Raw genomic sequence first — 15,171 nt, forward strand, 5'->3', positions numbered from 1 at the left:
AATGCCGCGAGGAACCCAGCAGATGAGCGACCCCAGGCACCCTGGCCGGCTGCTAGCCGTCGACGTGACGCCTAGACGTCCGGACGGCAGCCCGATCGATCCGCCGGTCATTCCGCCGGGCCCGTAGACCGGCTGCACGAGTCGCAAGTCCCCTGTATCAGGAACTCTACGGAATGGCTGATACAGGGGACTCGTCGGCACTACAGCGGCGCCGAGCGGCTTCGCCGGCAGATCGACCGAGCAGGCTCCGCGGTCTGCGGACTGTGCGGCGAGGACTTCCCCGCCGAGCTGGTCGACGTTGACCACCGGACCCCGCTCGCCCTCGGCGGCGAGGACACCGACGACAACGTTCAAGCTCTGTGCCGCACTTGCCATCAGGCCAAGACAGCAAGAGACTTCGGAGCACCAGCGCCGTTCTAACTACCGTACGTGCGAGGTGCCGATGCCATCGACGCCCTTGATAAGTGCTGAGGGGCCGAAGGTGTTGTGTGTGCCGTCCATGATGCTGTCCCCGAAGATGCCGAGGTTCTGGTTCAGTGATGAGTCGTTGTTCGAGGACCCCGTGTCCCCAAGACCCAGGATGCCGGATGCATGGGCCGTGCCCGTGATCGTCAGTGCAGCCCCGGCGAGAGCGAGGGCAGCAAGTACGCGCTTGGTGTTGTTCATACGCTGCCAACGATCTTGAGCCGTTCGGGTCACGCCCGGACATGGCTCCGCCCCGGCGCGGGCTCTGAGAGGTCCATGCCGGGGCGGTAGGGCCCTGGTGGAATGCGTCAGATCGGGAGGCTACTGCCCGCTTGTCCAGGAGTTGCGTTCCTTTTCACGCTGGTTGTCCTTGGCCTCGCTGGCGTAGCCGGCGTTCCGCGTGGCCTCGACGACGACATCCGAGCCCCGGGGGTAGACGTTCACCTCTCGGCCGTAAGCGGGCTGGTACAGCGTGACCCCGTAGTCGTCATCGCCACCGTTGCCGTGCCAAACCTTCTTGATGACTCCGTCTTGATACTGGCCGCCGGTGGACTGTTCCAGCTTGGTGTTGATGATCCGCACCTCTCCGGCGGGATAGGGCTCCTTGAGCTTGTTGACCCTGAGGGTGGACGCCTCGCGTGCGGCCCACTCGCGCTTCGCCACGGCCATGGCGTCCTCCCGGTCGAGGAAGCCGGAGTTGTCCGAGTCGAGGTCATCGAAGAGCTTGGCGGCTTCCTGCTCGTTCCACAGTCCCTCGAACATGCCCCGGTCACTCCGGGCGTAGGCGAGCCACTCCTCCTTGCTGACCATGCCGTCCCCGTCCCCGTCCCCGGTCAGGTCGGCCATCTGGAGCCACCGCTGGAACTGCTTCAGCGTGACAGTGCTTACATCCATGGTCATCTCATCTCTCTGCGGCTTCTTGTCGCCCGGAGCACTGCCCACCGTGATCGTCCGGAACACATCAATCACTCGAACGAGCGAACTAGAGCTAACCCCCCTGCTGGTCGAGTAGATCCGAGGTATCCCATGCCGCGACGACCCCGCCCCCCGTGCTCTGTCCCCGGGTGCCCCGAGCTGACCGCCCGTGGTGGTCGCTGCCCCGAGCACCAGGCCGAGGCGGACGCACAGCGAGGCACACCAGGTGGCAGCGCGTACGGTCCTCGCTGGCCCCGCATCCGTCGGGCCTACCTCTACGCCCATCCGTGGTGCGTGCTCTGCGCTCGCCTCGCGGTGGTCGCTGACCACTTCCCCGAGTCGCGCCGCTCACTGGTCGCCCGAGGCGTGCCCGATCCTGACGCTTGGTCACGGCTCCGCCCGCTGTGCACGTCCTGTCACAGCCGCGAGACGGCCGTTCACCAGCCCGGAGGATGGGCCTCGGAGCGCCAAAAGCCCATGCAAAGCCCCTGACCTGCGGGTTTGCCCAGGGGGGTGACTCCCCTCCCAGGGCCCAAAGCGCGGCAGGGAGGGAAAAAACCCTCGCCGCAACTAGACCCGTTTGCGCGGAGAGTCACAGATCAAGAGAGTCGCAAAGGCCCCGCCTTGTTCTCCCTCAGGGGAGCGAGGCGGGGCCTTTCTGCGTTTGTGAAGAACCTCCCGTACTCAGCGCGGAGCGGCCGGGAGGTGAGCGGCCGAACGCTTGGCCACATCGCGCGCCCGGAATCCGAAGCTGATGAGGGTCACGCGTTCTCCGGCGCCAAGGGGCGTCCTACCGTGCGGGGTGATCGCCCCATCGAACACGACGCACTCGCCCGCCGCGAGATCGCAAGCACGGTAGCCGTCGGCGCCGATGAACACGGTAGTGCTCACGGTGGGAGCCGCCGCGGAACGCTCGTGCTTGAGGCACAGGATCAGGTTGGCCTCGCCGAACCCGAACTCGTCAACGTGGAAGTCGAGGAACTGCCCCTCCTCCAGATAGGCGATATAGACGCCGTTGTGCGGCTGCTCGACTTCCAGGCCTGTGGACTCCGTGACGACTGCGGCGAGATCGACTTGCCCAGCGAACCGGTTCGCGGCATCGCCCACGGCTGCGTTCCACTTGCCGTTGTGAAGGTAGCCGTTGATGGCCAGGGCCTCCTCGGCCTCCTGCGCCATCGCGGTGATCAGCTCGGTGGGGAACGGCTGGTCGCGCAGGTGTCGCGGGTGGACCCGCTGATGCGCGGTCAGCCCACGTACGGCGCCCCGAATAGCGGGGAAGTCCTCTGCCCACCGGTCCGGGCTGCGGGCCGTGGTGTGGGACTGGAGCCACGTGGTCCACTGACCGTTCCACCGGCGAGGCGCAGTGTCGTCCGCTCCCGGTGCGGCGGCGCGGGCGATCAGCAGTTCCACCCGCGAGAGTGCTGCCTGTGTGGACTCGATCAGCTCGGTGTCGCCCTTGGCGATCCGCAGCCGCAGCGCTTCCCGGAGGTGAGCCTCTGCCCCCGCGAGGTCACCGCGCTCCATCAGGTACTTACCGGTGTGCTGGAGCGCGAAGTCCACCAGCTCCGGGTGTTGGCTCCGCGCGGTGCCCAGGGCGCTGCGGTAGAGCGCATCCGCAGTCCGCATGTCGCCAGCGTAGCGGTGGGCGTCGCCGAGGTTGAGCCCCGTGGCTACGACCGCTCGGGTGTTGCCGCTCGCTGCGGCCAAGTCGAGCGACTGACGCAGGAACGAAAGGGCCTCCTCGTGGTGGCCCAAGCACATCTGGCCGACACCGATCCATCTGGTCAGGACCCGGGTGCGGGCAAGGTCGGTCCCCTCGGGCAAAGCCCTTAGGTCGTCGTGGAGTTGGCCGACCGCGGTGGCCAACTTGCTCCGGTCGGTCGGGACCATCCGCAGGCCGGCGTCTTGTGTGATGAGGTGCTGGAGCACCGGACCCTCCTCGTTCGGTTCTGCTCAGGGTGGCACTACAGCTGGTCGGTCTGCCGGCGCAGGTCGGCCAGCAGCTCCACCCCGTGCGGGGTGAAGTTCTCACTCAGGAGTTCGAGTTCGCGCATGAGGTAGCGGACGGCGGGCAGGCCCTCGTCGTAGGCGGCCTGGAAGCACGTGCGTTCGGTGGCGGTCAGGTCGTCGCGGTCCAGCTCGGTGCGGCGGAACCTCAGCAACTGGTTGTAGACACAGGTCGCGTGGAAGGACCGGTCCACCTCCCAGTACTGGTTGCGCGCGACGCCCTGACCCGCTCGCCACTTGATCTCGATCTTCGGGGACTCCTTCGACGAGTACCCGTCGGCGAAGACCTGGTGCTGAAGGACGTGGAAGCTGATCGACTGGTGCGTTCCCTCGTGGAGCAGGTTCTCCGCCAGGAACCGGGGGGACGGCTCCGGGCTGACCGTGTTCGGCGGGATGTGGTGTCGGGCCTTGTCGGAAAACACGACGATGTACGGGAGCGCCGGGTCACTGGAACTGGTCAGCGAAGAAGCGCGGACCCCGGGCTTGAGCCCGACCCACAACATCCCACGGACGAACTCGCGCACGCGGGCGAATCCCTCGGGGTGGACCAGCGACAGGCGGTCCAGCGCCTCGGACAGTGCTGCGCGGCGGTCATCGGTGTGCTCGGCGATCTCGTAGCTCGTCAGGTTGATCTCGTTGGCGATCTCGCCGGGAAGCTGGGCGTCGAACCAGTCGAAGGTCACTCCGGCCACGGTCACGCTCTCGCTGCGCAGGGAACGGGCGTGCTGCGCGTAGGGGGTGCCGGACTTGATGAGGCGTTCCATCAAGGCGAACGGCAGAGTGCTCTCCGCGCCCTCCTCGCGCAGGCGGAGCAGGTCCGGGTCCTTCCGGCCGAGATCGAAGAAGGAGCCAGCCGGGACGCTGGTGGCGATGGTGGTGTTCACTATGGTCTCTCCTTGCTTGGGGCTGTGTGGCGATGCCGCGCGGCGGGCCGGCCCGGGTGGTCGTCCGAGCCGACCCGCCATGCCGTCAACTACACGGCATCAGTTCGGAGTTGCTGTCAGACCTCGGTGGCCACGGGCGCGAAGTCGCCGTCCGGGACCGAGTGGTCCAGCCGCCGCGTCAGGGACTCGACGCCCACCGGCGCGAAGTCGCCGTCCGGCACCGAGTGGTCCAGGCGCCGCGTCAGGTTGCTGACCTGGGTGCTGTCGGACATGGTTGTGCTCCCTCCATAGGTACTGCTGCGGATTGGTGCTCCTCCCCGAGGTTCGGGGAGGAGCTTGCCGACCGGTGGCGGGTTCACCGCGTGGCTTGCGGCAGGTGTCGTCATTGCCGTGCCAGTCGGCGGGAACCCCCTGGCCTGTCGGTGCAATCAGTGAACAGTCAGTCACGCTCCGGCGGTACGGTGTGAGCACACCGATCCCGTTCAACCCGTTCAAGATCGCAATTGGGGGCGACAGTTGACGGACACTAAGGCGCCGAACGAAGCACTGGCCCGGGTGATCGCGGAGGCCGGATGCACGTACCAGGCCCTGGCGACGACAGTGCGCACGGTCGCTTCGGAGGCGGGGGAGCACTTGGCCACGGTTCCATCGGCCGTCGCTCACTGGGTGGCCGGCGGTACCCCCACCGGGCGCACGCCGCAGTATCTTGCCGAGGCCCTTACCCGGAAGACGCGCCGCAAGGTAACCGTGGCGGAGATCGGATTAGGGTCGGAAGCGATCGGGGAGGTTATGAGTGCCGACCCGCTGGCCACCGCCGCCGACCTCGGGAGAGCCGTGATGCAGTCCCGCCGTGACTTCCTCGCCAGTGCGTTCGCCACCGCCGCCGTGGCGCTGCCGCTGACCTACGATCACCATGCGGTCGCAGCGACCCTGCGAGCGGGAAGGTCCGGCGGCCGGGTGGGCGTCGGCGAGGTGGCCACCGTCCGGCACATCACCGGCGTGTTCACTGCCGCTGACGAGCGTCTTGGCGGTGGGCACGGGCTGAGCGCGGTGACCACCTACCTGACCGACACGGTGGTGCCGATGCTCCAGGCCGTGTACCCCTCCGAGGCGATTCGCCGGGACGCCTACGGCGTGGCTGCCGAACTGTCGTACCTCGCCGCGTGGAAGTACCACGACCTGGGCCGGGAGGGCGCCGCACAGCGGTACTACCTCCTCGGCTACCAACTCGCCTGCGAGAGCGATCCGACGGGACACGGAGCCTGGATGATGCGTGCCCTCGCTCATCAGGCCCTCAACCTCAAGCAGCCGGAGTTCTGCGTTGAACTGGCGGAGGAGTCCCTGCGGCGAGCGCGTGGGAAGGTGGACCCACAGACCGAGGCCCTGCTGCTGATCACGAGCGCCAGGGCGTACGGAGCTGTGGGGAGCGGGCAAAAGGCCGCAGCGGCGCTACTGGCGGCCGAGGACGCCATGCTTGACACCGCGACGCCGCCCGCGTCCTTCACGGCGGCTACTGGGCCGGTAGCGGCAACTGTCGCCTCTCACACCGCCAAGACGCTGGCCGAGCTGAAAGACCACCAGGCGGCCGAACGTCACCACCGCGCAGCCCTCGCCGGTCGTGACCCCGAGGCGTTCCGGCGCATTCACGCCCTGACGCTCGGGAACCTGGCCCGGTCGGTCGCCGCTCAGCGCCGCCACGACGAAGCCGTGGGGATTTGGGGTCAGTCCCTGGACTTCATGGATGGAGTCGTCTCGGACCGACACAAGAAGGACCTTCACAAAGTCCGTACCACGATGACGAGTTGGGCCCGGCGTGGCATTCCCGGCGCCGCAGACCTCGGGCAGCGCGCCGCCGAACTCGTCCGAGCCTGACCTGCACCCGCCAGACCCCGCCCTGGCTGGTCGCGTGAGTGCTGGGCCGTCCCGCACCATCGAGCCGTTCGCACTGAGTAGGTCTCGCCAGACAGCAAAACGCCCCGTCCGGCCAAGCGCCGGGCGGGGCTCTGTCGTTGGTGCTGACCTGCGGCTAAGCTGCACAGAACTGGTAGTCACGTGTGTTGGGGTCCTGCATCACGATGCACGAATCGTGGCCGTCGTAGAGCAGTTGCACGCGTACCGCGCCGAGCGCGACCAGCCGGGTGCACTCGGCTTCGAGCGTGGCGAGGCGCTCCTCGCCCACGAGCCCGGTGCCGACCCGCACGTCGAGGTGCACCCGGTTCTTGACGACCTTGCCTTCGGGAACGCGCTGGAAGAACAGTCGCGGGCCCTCGCCTGTGGGGTCACTGCAGGCGGACCACGAACCCCGGTCCTCAGCGGGCTGGGAGCGGTCGTACTCGTCCCAGGTGGCGAACCCGTTCGGCGGCGGCGATTCGTACCCCAGCACCTCGCACCAGAAGCGGGCGACGCGCTGGGGTTCCGCGCAGTCGAAGGTGACTTGGAACTTCTTGATCGATGACATAAGCGCACCATAACAGGGGACCTCTTGCTCATCTCCCTCCAGGAATACGCATGTTGTCGGGAGGCCGGAACCTTGGCCAGCCGATCCGGCGACGGGACTGGACAACGAGCACGACGGCCTCCTCAGGAACTTCGCCGTCCACCGTGGCCCGGACCTCCGCGACCGTGCCGGACCAGTCCTCGATCAGCTCCTGGCAGATCGCGTCGCTCTCCAGGACGGGCATGAGTTCGCCGCCCCGGACCGTCCGGTGGCACCCGGCCGGGTCCGGACGCGCCGCCGGAGGGGCCCTTCAGCCCTCGTCCCCGCTCTCCAGCAGGCTGTTCTTCCGCAGCAGGTAGCCCAGCTGGAGGCGGCTGGTGGCCCCGAGCTCCCGCATGATCTCCGAGACGTGCCGCTGGCACGTCCGCACCGAGATGCCCAGGGCCCGGGCCGTGGCACGGTCGTCGGCGCCGTCGACGAGGTGTTGCAGGATGGAGCGCTGGGTCTGGTCGGTCAGGCCCTGGATGAAGGCCTTCTCCCGGGGCTTCCCGATGGGCTCGCCCGCCGTCCAGAAGCGGTTGAACATCTCCACCGCCAAGGCCACGAGGTCCTCGTTGCGCACGATCAGGGCACCGCCGGGCACCTCGCGCAGCGGCACCAGGAACGCCTTCCGGTCGAAGACCAGGAACCGGGCCAGGCTCCCGGTCACCGTCCTGACCTCCGCGCCCAGTCCGGCGACCTCCTCGGCGTAGGCCACCGTCGGGGGGTGGAACCGGGCCGCGTGCTGGTAGAGGGTCCGCAGCCGCACGCCGCGGTGGAGCAACTCGCCCTCCCAGTTGCGGGATCCGGGCAGCTCAGCGGCCGGGCGGGGCCCTCCGGGCAGCGCGACCAGGACCTCGTGGCGGCTCTCGCCCGCGTACCGCTCCACCGTGCGGAGCGCCTTGTCCGCCGATTCGATCCGCTCGAACTGGGGCCCCTGGAAGCCGCTCTGCCGGGCCGCGTAGATGAGGCCCAGTTCGGCGAGCTGCTCCCGGGCGACCATCAGGTCCGATTGGGCACCCTGCAGACGCTCCTCCCAACCCTCGAGGAGCCGGTCGGAGACGTGCGCCGGGTCGACGGCGGCCAGCCGGCCGGCCTCCAGCCGGCGGACCAGGCCCGCCTTGACGAGCCGCTCCACCGTGGAGGCGGACGCCGCCCGGCCCTCCCCGGAGGACAGCTCCTCCGGGCGCATGGGCCCGTCGTTCACGATGCGCCGGTACGAAGCCAGCTCCGTCAGCGTCAACTGCACCGGTCGGAGACCGGGCCGGGTGCGTTCCCTGAGCAGGGAATCCATCCCCCCACCTTCCGTCGAGTCGAGGCCGGGGGTGAAAGGACACGACGAATCGAAGGGAAGCGGAGCGGAACGGGCCGGACGGCTCCGGCGGGCCCCGGGCGGGAACACGGGTCACGCGCAACACACCCCCGTCACCGGCCGGCCGTCTTCCTCCCCGCGCCCGGTTTGCTCCGGCCCTCTCGTCAACAGCCGTGCCACGAACCCCCGTACGTCCGGTCAGTATACTGGTGGCACACGATTGCAGTGTGACATTTTTCTGCTGATCGAAAGTCAACTCCCTCTCCGAAGGGGCGTCATGGGCGTCGTACACAAGACCGTTCACCCAATCGACGGCGAGCAACTGAGCGTGTACACCGTGGACCCGGGGCCCGGCACCGTCGCGGACCGCATCGGCGTCGTCGTCATGCACGGCGCGGGCAACGGCAGCAAGGAGCGCAACCTGCCGCTCGCCGAGGACTTCGCCGCACTCGGGCACCCGGCCGTCGCCCTGGACTTCTCCGGCCACGGGGAGAGCACCGGCGAGCTGCGCGACCTCAGCCTCCGCCGGCGCCGGCACCAGGCCGCGGCCGTGATCGAGAAGGTGTTCGGCGCCGACCTGCCGCTCGCCCTGGTCGGCTTCAGTATGAGCGGTCAGACCCTCGCCGACCTGGTCGCGCTGTACGGCGGCCGGGTCGCGGCGCTCGCCGCCTGCGCCCCCGGAATCTACGGCACGGAGGCCTGGGACGTGCCCTTCGGCTCCGGGTTCACCGAACTGATCCGCAGGCCCGACAGCTGGCGGACCAGCTCCGCGCCCGGCACCTTCGCGCGGTTCAACGGCCGGGCCCTGCTGGTGGTCCCGGAGCAGGACGCCGTCATCCCGCCCGGCGTCACCGACCTGGTCCGCACGTCGCTGGCCACGAAGGCCGACTTCTCCGAGCTGCGCCTCGCGGGGGCCGACCACCGGCTCGGGGCCTGGCTGGCCGACCACCCGGAGGACCGGCAGCGCCTCGTCAGCGCACTGCTGCGGCCACGTCCGTCAGTACCGGGCCCAGGAAGCGACGTCCGATCCGCTGGAACTGGCGGGGGTCTCCGGTCGTCATGAAGACGTGCCGCGGCACGGACCGCGCGCGGGCCAGGCCGAGCTTCCCTAGTTGCCAGGCGACGTCCTTGGCGGACTCCTCCGCGCTGGAGATGAGGGACACCCCCTCGCCCATCTCGTCCGCGATCACCTCCGCCAGCAGTGGGTAGTGGGTGCACCCGAGGCCTGCGCAGCGACGAGATAGCCCGCCTCCGCATGGAGTGCATCCGCTGGCAGCACGACGGTTTCCCCATCCCCGGCGACTCCGACGAGGTGCTGGCGCGGGACGCCGTCTGCTTGCTGGACGTCCCCACCCACAAGACCGGCACCTCGTTCACCAAGCCAGTTGACCCTCTGCTGGGCAAGGCGATCGAGGCATGGCAGGAACTCCGGCCGCAGCAGCCGAAGATGCTGGACCGCAAGACCGGCGAGCAGGTGGACTTCCTGTTCGCGCACCGGGCGAAACGCCTCGCGAAGACCTACATCAACACCGCGGTCATCCCATCGCTGTGTCGCAAGGCCGGCGTCCCGACCGCCGATGTCCGGGGCAACATCACCAGCCACCGGGCCCGCTCCACGATCGCCAGCCAGCTCTACAACGCCAAGGAGCCGATGACGCTCTTCGAGCTGCAAGCCTGGCTTGGTCACCGGAGTCCGGAGTCCGGAGTCCGGAGTCCACCCAGCACTACGCCAAGATCACCCCCAGCACCCTCACGAAGGCATACACCGAGGCCGGCTACTTCGCCCGCAATGTCCGCACGGTCGAGGTCCTTCTCGACCGGGACGCCATCACCTCCGGGGCCGCGGCCAACGGTGAACCATGGCAGTACTACGATCTCGGTCACGGGCTGTGTTCCTACTCGTTCTTCGAACAGTGCCAGCACCGGATGGCCTGCGCCCGCTGCGACTTCTACACCCCCAAGGAATCGACGAGATCTCAACTCGTCGAAGCCAAGGCCAACTTGCAGCGCATGCTCGTGAGCATTCCGCTCACCGAAGAGGAACGCGCCGCCGTCGACGACGGCCAGAGCGCCCTCGACCGCCTTCTCGAGCGCCTCGCCGAGGTGGCCACCCCAGCTGGCCCGACCCCGAACGAGCTCCGCGTCGAACCCGGCCGACCCCTGCCGCTGACCGTCCGATCATCACCTGACCCCACCGACCGAAAGTGCTGCTGACATGCGACCCACCCTCTTCACCGTCGACCTCCCCGGCCCGGGACGACTGAGCACCATGGCCAGACCCCGTGGCAATGACTGGCTCGAAGACGAGATGACCGCGCTGAAGAACTGCGGCGTCGACATCCTGGTCTGCGCGCTCACCGGACCCGAACTCGACGACCTCGGCCTCGCAGACGAACCCTGGAGAGCCGTTACAGCCGGGCTGCAGTTCGTCGCCATACCCATCCCCGACCGCACCGTCCCCGACCTCACCACGATCCTGCCCACCCTGCACAGACTCGCTGAACAGCTACACGAAGGCGCACACGTCGTCACCCACTGCCGAGCCGGCATCGGACGCTCGTCCCTCCTCGCCGCCGCACTCCTCATCCTCAACGGCGTCGATCCCGACACCTCCTGGCACCAGATCGAACGAGCTCGCGGGCTCGCCGTCCCAGACACCGCCGAGCAGCGAGAGTGGACGATGGAACTGCTCAAATAGGCATGATGTTGACAAATCAGATTCCACAGAATGCCGCGGTACCTCTCGGACGCGCCGCTGCGGGTGCGGGTGACGGCGGCGACGAACAAGGTCGAGGCGTTCAACGGCTTCTCCGACTGGGTGTGCTTCGGTCAGCACGGCACGGTGGCGGCGAACGATCCGGTCGAGCAGGAGAAGGACGTGAAGTTCACCTCTCTGCTGGCCAACCTGGTGATCTTCCACAACACCCTGGATATCGCCGACGTCGTGCGCCAGCTACAGGCCGAGGGCTGGATTGTCGACCCGCTCGACCTCGCGCAGATCTCAGGGGCGCGTCTTTCTCGCGGATTGTCTGGGTTGATCACGTGATGCCCAGGGTGGTGAGCGGTCGATTGGCGTCACGTGCGTGGTGGCGGAGTCCGGCGGCGATGTTGTCGTAGCCCGTCAGCCGAAGGGCACCGATGGCGAGGTTCCGCCAGGTAGCCAGCACCTCCCGTACAGCGGGGAGCCTCAGACCGACCTGGATACGGCGCGGCCCAGGAAGCGCCGCAGGTAGGTCGGACGGCAACCGAAGCACTCCATGACAACGGCTGTCCCGATCAACCGGCGGCGCAGAACTCGTTGCCCTCCGGGTCTCCGGAGAGGCGGTCTTAGGGGTTCTACGGCAGGGCCGAGAGTGCCCCGCCCGGATCGGCTCCGGACGGGGCGAGGGGGTTCTACTCGGGGCAGGACAGCGAGCAAGCCCACACGGTGTACCCGGGCCCGCTCGCGGCTTCTTGGTGGCCCACGGGGACCGGCTTCGGGGCGGGCCCCTTGCAGCGGACACAGCGCACGGGAGCGAGGCGGGGCCAGGTCTCGCGGAGTCGGTTCGAGTGGTCGCCCCCGTGGAACGGCTTACGGTTGCACGGGGCTCCGTCGGTCTTCCCGGGGCGGGGGTCGCCGCATGTGGACTTCTCCATGGCAGCGAGGGTCATCACGCCACCGCCCCGGCGAGGGTGTGCGCACCGGGAAACGTGTATCCGGGGTCCGGCTGCCCCGCTACGACTGCCCGCAGTGCCTCGCGCCGCGCGCGCTGCTGCTCCCGTTCCTCGAACTCGCGTTGCATGGCGTCCAGCTCGGCCAACCAGGCGTTGCGGTCGACGTAGGGGCGCACCAGGGCGCTTACATACGGGGTCTCGTAGTCGGCTCGCCGGGCGGTGATCGGGGCAGCCACCGCCGCGAGGACCGGCCTCGGCTCGGCCGAGACAGCACAGTGCTGCCCCCGAGCCGGCAGGACCAGGCGCAGGGCGGTGCGCAGGGCGAGGGCGATAAGGTGTCGCATGTTCGTTCAGCTCCCAATTAGCTGTCGGACACTCGACCCCCGGAGCCGGTCCTAAGCGGCGCCGGGGGTTCTTTCGGCTTCGAAGGTAAGGCAACTCCTATACCCTCGTCTACCTACGTAGGCACATAGCTCGGGATGTGGCCAGTTGTCTACCCTTGGCCCATGGCCTCGGAAATCGACTACGACGCACCCACCCCGCCGTACCAGCAGATTGCGGCGGAGATCATCCGCGACATTGAGTCCGGGGCTCTCGCGGTGAACCGTCCGATCCCGTCCGAGTCGGCACTGATCCAGCGGTGGGGCGTGGCTCGGGACACGGCCCGTCGAGCGGTCCGGCATCTGCGCGAAGGCGGGTACGTCTACACCGTGCCGCAGCGCGGGACGTACGTGGCCGAGCGGACCCCCGAAAAGTAGAAGGCCCCGCCCTGCCGGAGACCAGCGGGACGGGGCCGAGTTGGGCGCGAGAGTCGGCACGGGTGGTTCTTTCATTGGCACCCCTGCGTCCCGGCTCCGGGTATCCGGCTCAGATCGGCAGGTTCCAACCTGGACCGGCCTCGCTGCCGATCCACACGCGCTGGCCGAGGGGCGAGACCGTGATGCCGAAACCGTCCTGGTGGGGCTCGCCGGCGGCCTGCCAGGCTTCGATGGCGCTCTCCACTTGGTCCCAGAGTCGGAGCGGTCCGCGCTGAATCACGGTCCACCCTCCGTCGGGGTTGGGCATGGTCCGGGCCTGCGATCCCGTGGCCACGTCCGAGAGGATCTGTTGCCCGCCCGCGCCCATCCGCTCGGCCGAGGGTGCCGCGAGCTGAGCCACCCAACCACCGGTCCACGTGCTGATGATCTCGGGATCGATCCGGCTCGGGCGTTCGTCGCCAGGCAGCAGCGCGAGACTCTGACGGGGCGGCCGGTCGTGCGGACGGGCGATCATGAAACTCGTCCACCCGGGCAGGAAGCGGCCCGTGGCCTCTCCGGGCTCGGTCACGGTGAGCAGCGCGAGGCCGAACCCATACGACCAGCCGGAGAGGGTGACAAGGATCTTTCCGCCCGGCTTGACCTGGTAGAGCCACGGTTGCGGGATGTACCGAACCGAACAGGTGGCAATGAGGCGGTCATACTCGCCCCCGTCCGGGTCGCCGAGCAGCCCGTCACCGATGATCAGCCGGGGTGCGTGTCCGGCGGACTTGAGTGCCGCAGCAGCCGCTTCTCCCACGACCTGGTCGTACTCAATGCTGGTGATGTTGGCGTCCCCGAGGCGGTACGCACCAAGAGCGGTCGAGTAGCCGGTGCCGGTACCGATCTCCAACACCTGGTGCCCGGCCTCGGTGTCGAGCTGGTGCCACATTCGCAGCACCAGTGACGGCAGGGTGGACGACGAAGACGGCGAACCGCTCGCCGTACCGTCCTCGGGCCTGATACGGCCGTCGAGTTGGGTGATCAGGGTCTGATTCGTGTAGACGCCCGCCAGCCAACCGGGTTCGCCCTCTTGGACGGGCCGGTACTCGGTGGGGGCGGTCCCCTCCACGGGCAGGAAGTAAGACCCGACGAACAGTTCCCGGGGGACGGACTTGGCGGCGCGGTTCCACGCCGGATCGGTGACCATGTCGTCACCAGTGAACCCGTCCACCAGGGCGGCGCGGAGTTCGGCCGATGTGCTCACGTGTCGGGGCCTTTCTGTAGTTGGTCGGCGAGGGCGTCGGCGATAGCGGCAGTTGTCTCCGTCGGCTGCCATGCCCATTGGCCGTTTGCGTTGCACTCAAAGAAGTACCAGGAACCGTCAGAGGTCACGGCGAAGTCGAACGCGCCGTACACCAAACCGAGTTCGTCAAGGTAAGCCGCAACCGAACGTGCGACCGCCTCGGGGATCTCGATCGGTGCGCACGTCATCAGGTCTTGTCGGTAGCGCCAGTCAAGATCGGGGCTGTCCACGCGGACCCCGAACAGGCGGTCGCCTACGGCAGTCACCCGTACGTCGAACACCTTCGACACCTTGGCTTGGAACAGGTGCGGGCACAGGGACACGGCATCGGTGATCTCGGACGGGTCGACCCCGCGCACCCACACCTGTTGTAGGGCGCCCTCGGCATCCCGGTACCGGCTGTCCCACAACGGCTTGTAGACCGCGCCGCCAGATTGGGACGTGCAGAACTCCCGAGCTTCGTCCGGGTTCGCTGTGATGATCGTGTCTGGCACCAGGAACCCGTTCCGGCTCGCCGCCGAGAGCTGAGCCGGCTTGTACTCCGCATTGCGGATGCGCCAAGGGTGGTTCACGTAGTGCGCCCCGGGAAGTGACGCGAGGATGCCCCCGGTGCCCCAGAACCCCTGTGCGGCAGCGAACTTGCCATCTTGCTCCGCCATGCCGGGAGGGGGGTCGTAGGGCGACGGCCTGCGGAACCACACGGCACGGACGTTGGACAGGTCGAGCGTCCGGCTTGCGGTGCGGAGGGAGCCTCGCTGTCCACCTGTCCCGTAGCGGGCGGACAGCGAGGCACCTGCGTGCAGATCGGTGCCGGGGTCGACACGGACGACCGGTACTCGGCGGTCAGCCAAGCGGCGTAGCACCAGGTCCGCCGTCACGTCGTACGGGTTGGTGAGGACCAGTACGGCCCCGTTCCGATCCGGTGTCATGTCAGCCCGTGCCCTGGTCCTGGTCGTTCGACTGCATGGTGTCCACGTCGGACGGCGTGTTCTGCCCGCCGCTCTGCCCGTCGCCGCCGCCCGTGGTGGTGGGACCGGTCTGGTTGGTACTGGTGCCGTGAGCACCCATCTCGACCGTGCGGCCGTGCTCGTCCACGATCACGGCAATCTGTGTCTCGGGGTCGATCACGGGCGTGTACTGCGGAACCGCGGGGGTGGGCGCGTACGGCGCCATTCGACCCGTGCCCCACGGTGCGGGTGTTGTTGTCATCTGTGCTGTTCCTCCTTGTCGTGGCGGTGCCAAGTAGGTTCAACCACCCTGCGGGAGAGCAGGGTTCGGGACAAGCCCACCCCGACCTACGCACGTAAGGCGGCCGGGGCGGGCGGTGCTGTTCCTCACCCCTTGCGGGGTATCCCGTCGGACGGGCGAGAGTACGGGCCGGTGCCGGTGCGCCGTCACGTCTGACGGACGGCCGTGCA

General features: G+C 68.3%; 20 protein-coding genes. 8 read left to right on the plus strand and 12 right to left on the minus strand.

Annotated features, from left to right (window positions below):
* The first annotated feature begins 261 nt into the window (after positions 1-261).
* Positions 262-420 (plus strand): HNH endonuclease, encoded by a 159-nt coding sequence (locus ACIO9K_RS08510; protein WP_400328063.1) that lies wholly within the window; start codon positions 262-264, stop codon positions 418-420.
* On the opposite strand, the gene ACIO9K_RS08515 is transcribed toward ACIO9K_RS08510, so the two are convergent.
* The 5 genes from ACIO9K_RS08515 to ACIO9K_RS08535 all read right to left on the minus strand — a co-directional run bounded on the left by ACIO9K_RS08515 (position 421) and on the right by ACIO9K_RS08535 (position 4,543).
* Complete coding sequence (locus ACIO9K_RS08515; protein WP_363619778.1) at positions 421-666, minus strand: hypothetical protein; 246 nt, start codon at positions 664-666, stop codon at positions 421-423.
* A gap of 120 nt (positions 667-786) precedes the next feature.
* Positions 787-1,434, minus strand: coding sequence for a hypothetical protein (locus ACIO9K_RS08520; protein WP_363619776.1), 648 nt, complete (start codon positions 1,432-1,434; stop codon positions 787-789).
* A 630-nt stretch (positions 1,435-2,064) separates the two neighbouring features.
* A complete protein-coding gene (locus ACIO9K_RS08525) occupies positions 2,065-3,309 on the minus strand; it encodes a hypothetical protein (RefSeq protein WP_363619774.1) in 1,245 nt (414 codons plus the stop codon).
* 35 nt (positions 3,310-3,344) lie between these two features.
* Positions 3,345-4,271, minus strand: coding sequence for a hypothetical protein (locus ACIO9K_RS08530; protein WP_363619772.1), 927 nt, complete (start codon positions 4,269-4,271; stop codon positions 3,345-3,347).
* 116 nt (positions 4,272-4,387) lie between these two features.
* Positions 4,388-4,543, minus strand: coding sequence for a hypothetical protein (locus tag ACIO9K_RS08535; RefSeq protein WP_209414820.1), 156 nt, complete (start codon positions 4,541-4,543; stop codon positions 4,388-4,390).
* 244 nt (positions 4,544-4,787) lie between these two features.
* On the opposite strand from ACIO9K_RS08535, the gene ACIO9K_RS08540 reads away from it, so the two are divergent.
* Positions 4,788-6,143, plus strand: coding sequence for a tetratricopeptide repeat protein (locus tag ACIO9K_RS08540; RefSeq protein ID WP_400327972.1), 1,356 nt, complete (start codon positions 4,788-4,790; stop codon positions 6,141-6,143).
* A gap of 154 nt (positions 6,144-6,297) precedes the next feature.
* On the opposite strand, the gene ACIO9K_RS08545 is transcribed toward ACIO9K_RS08540, so the two are convergent.
* From ACIO9K_RS08545 to ACIO9K_RS08555, 3 genes are all read right to left on the minus strand, one after another.
* Complete coding sequence (locus ACIO9K_RS08545; protein WP_363619770.1) at positions 6,298-6,729, minus strand: VOC family protein; 432 nt, start codon at positions 6,727-6,729, stop codon at positions 6,298-6,300.
* 28 nt (positions 6,730-6,757) lie between these two features.
* Positions 6,758-6,952, minus strand: a complete 195-nt coding sequence (locus tag ACIO9K_RS08550; protein WP_400327974.1) for a hypothetical protein — start codon at positions 6,950-6,952, stop codon at positions 6,758-6,760.
* Positions 6,953-7,018: 66 nt separating this feature from the next.
* Positions 7,019-8,041 carry a LuxR C-terminal-related transcriptional regulator gene (locus ACIO9K_RS08555; RefSeq protein ID WP_400327976.1) on the minus strand — a complete coding sequence of 341 codons (1,023 nt, stop codon included), beginning with the start codon at positions 8,039-8,041 and terminating at the stop codon, positions 7,019-7,021.
* A 295-nt stretch (positions 8,042-8,336) separates the two neighbouring features.
* Between ACIO9K_RS08555 and ACIO9K_RS08560 the strand changes: the two genes are divergently transcribed.
* From ACIO9K_RS08560 to ACIO9K_RS08580, 5 genes are all read left to right on the plus strand, one after another.
* Positions 8,337-9,122 carry an alpha/beta hydrolase gene (locus ACIO9K_RS08560; protein WP_400327978.1) on the plus strand — a complete coding sequence of 262 codons (786 nt, stop codon included), beginning with the start codon at positions 8,337-8,339 and terminating at the stop codon, positions 9,120-9,122.
* A 192-nt stretch (positions 9,123-9,314) separates the two neighbouring features.
* On the plus strand, positions 9,315-10,079 hold the full coding sequence (locus ACIO9K_RS08565) for a tyrosine-type recombinase/integrase (RefSeq protein ID WP_400327979.1): 765 nt from the start codon (positions 9,315-9,317) through the stop codon (positions 10,077-10,079).
* The gene (locus tag ACIO9K_RS08570) at positions 10,070-10,273 is read left to right on the plus strand and encodes a hypothetical protein (protein ID WP_400327981.1); all 204 of its coding nucleotides are present in this window, start codon (positions 10,070-10,072) and stop codon (positions 10,271-10,273) included. The genes ACIO9K_RS08565 and ACIO9K_RS08570 overlap by 10 nt, the downstream gene beginning before the upstream one ends.
* Position 10,274: 1 nt before the next feature.
* Positions 10,275-10,757: a tyrosine protein phosphatase gene (locus tag ACIO9K_RS08575; protein ID WP_400327983.1), complete on the plus strand. Its 483-nt coding sequence runs from the start codon at positions 10,275-10,277 to the stop codon at positions 10,755-10,757.
* 30 nt (positions 10,758-10,787) lie between these two features.
* The gene (locus tag ACIO9K_RS08580) at positions 10,788-11,105 is read left to right on the plus strand and encodes a Tn3 family transposase (protein ID WP_400327985.1); all 318 of its coding nucleotides are present in this window, start codon (positions 10,788-10,790) and stop codon (positions 11,103-11,105) included.
* A 604-nt stretch (positions 11,106-11,709) separates the two neighbouring features.
* Here ACIO9K_RS08580 and ACIO9K_RS08585 read toward each other — a convergent pair.
* The gene (locus ACIO9K_RS08585) at positions 11,710-12,057 is read right to left on the minus strand and encodes a hypothetical protein (RefSeq protein WP_400327987.1); all 348 of its coding nucleotides are present in this window, start codon (positions 12,055-12,057) and stop codon (positions 11,710-11,712) included.
* 162 nt (positions 12,058-12,219) lie between these two features.
* On the opposite strand from ACIO9K_RS08585, the gene ACIO9K_RS08590 reads away from it, so the two are divergent.
* Positions 12,220-12,471 (plus strand): GntR family transcriptional regulator, encoded by a 252-nt coding sequence (locus ACIO9K_RS08590; RefSeq protein ID WP_266272921.1) that lies wholly within the window; start codon positions 12,220-12,222, stop codon positions 12,469-12,471.
* 109 nt (positions 12,472-12,580) lie between these two features.
* On the opposite strand, the gene tgmC is transcribed toward ACIO9K_RS08590, so the two are convergent.
* From tgmC to tgmA, 3 genes are read right to left on the minus strand one after another with little or no spacing between them, the layout of a single operon-like run.
* The gene (gene tgmC / locus ACIO9K_RS08595; RefSeq protein ID WP_400327989.1) at positions 12,581-13,714 is read right to left on the minus strand and encodes an ATP-grasp peptide maturase system methyltransferase; all 1,134 of its coding nucleotides are present in this window, start codon (positions 13,712-13,714) and stop codon (positions 12,581-12,583) included.
* Positions 13,711-14,682: an ATP-grasp ribosomal peptide maturase gene (tgmB, locus tag ACIO9K_RS08600; RefSeq protein ID WP_400327991.1), complete on the minus strand. Its 972-nt coding sequence runs from the start codon at positions 14,680-14,682 to the stop codon at positions 13,711-13,713. Before tgmB ends, tgmC begins: the two co-directional genes overlap by 4 nt.
* 1 nt (position 14,683) lies before the next feature.
* Positions 14,684-14,962 (minus strand): putative ATP-grasp-modified RiPP, encoded by a 279-nt coding sequence (tgmA, locus tag ACIO9K_RS08605; RefSeq protein ID WP_400327993.1) that lies wholly within the window; start codon positions 14,960-14,962, stop codon positions 14,684-14,686.
* Positions 14,963-15,171 lie beyond the last annotated feature (209 nt).

This window comes from Kitasatospora sp. NPDC087271 (assembly GCF_044744605.1).
GTDB lineage: Bacteria > Actinomycetota > Actinomycetes > Streptomycetales > Streptomycetaceae > Kitasatospora.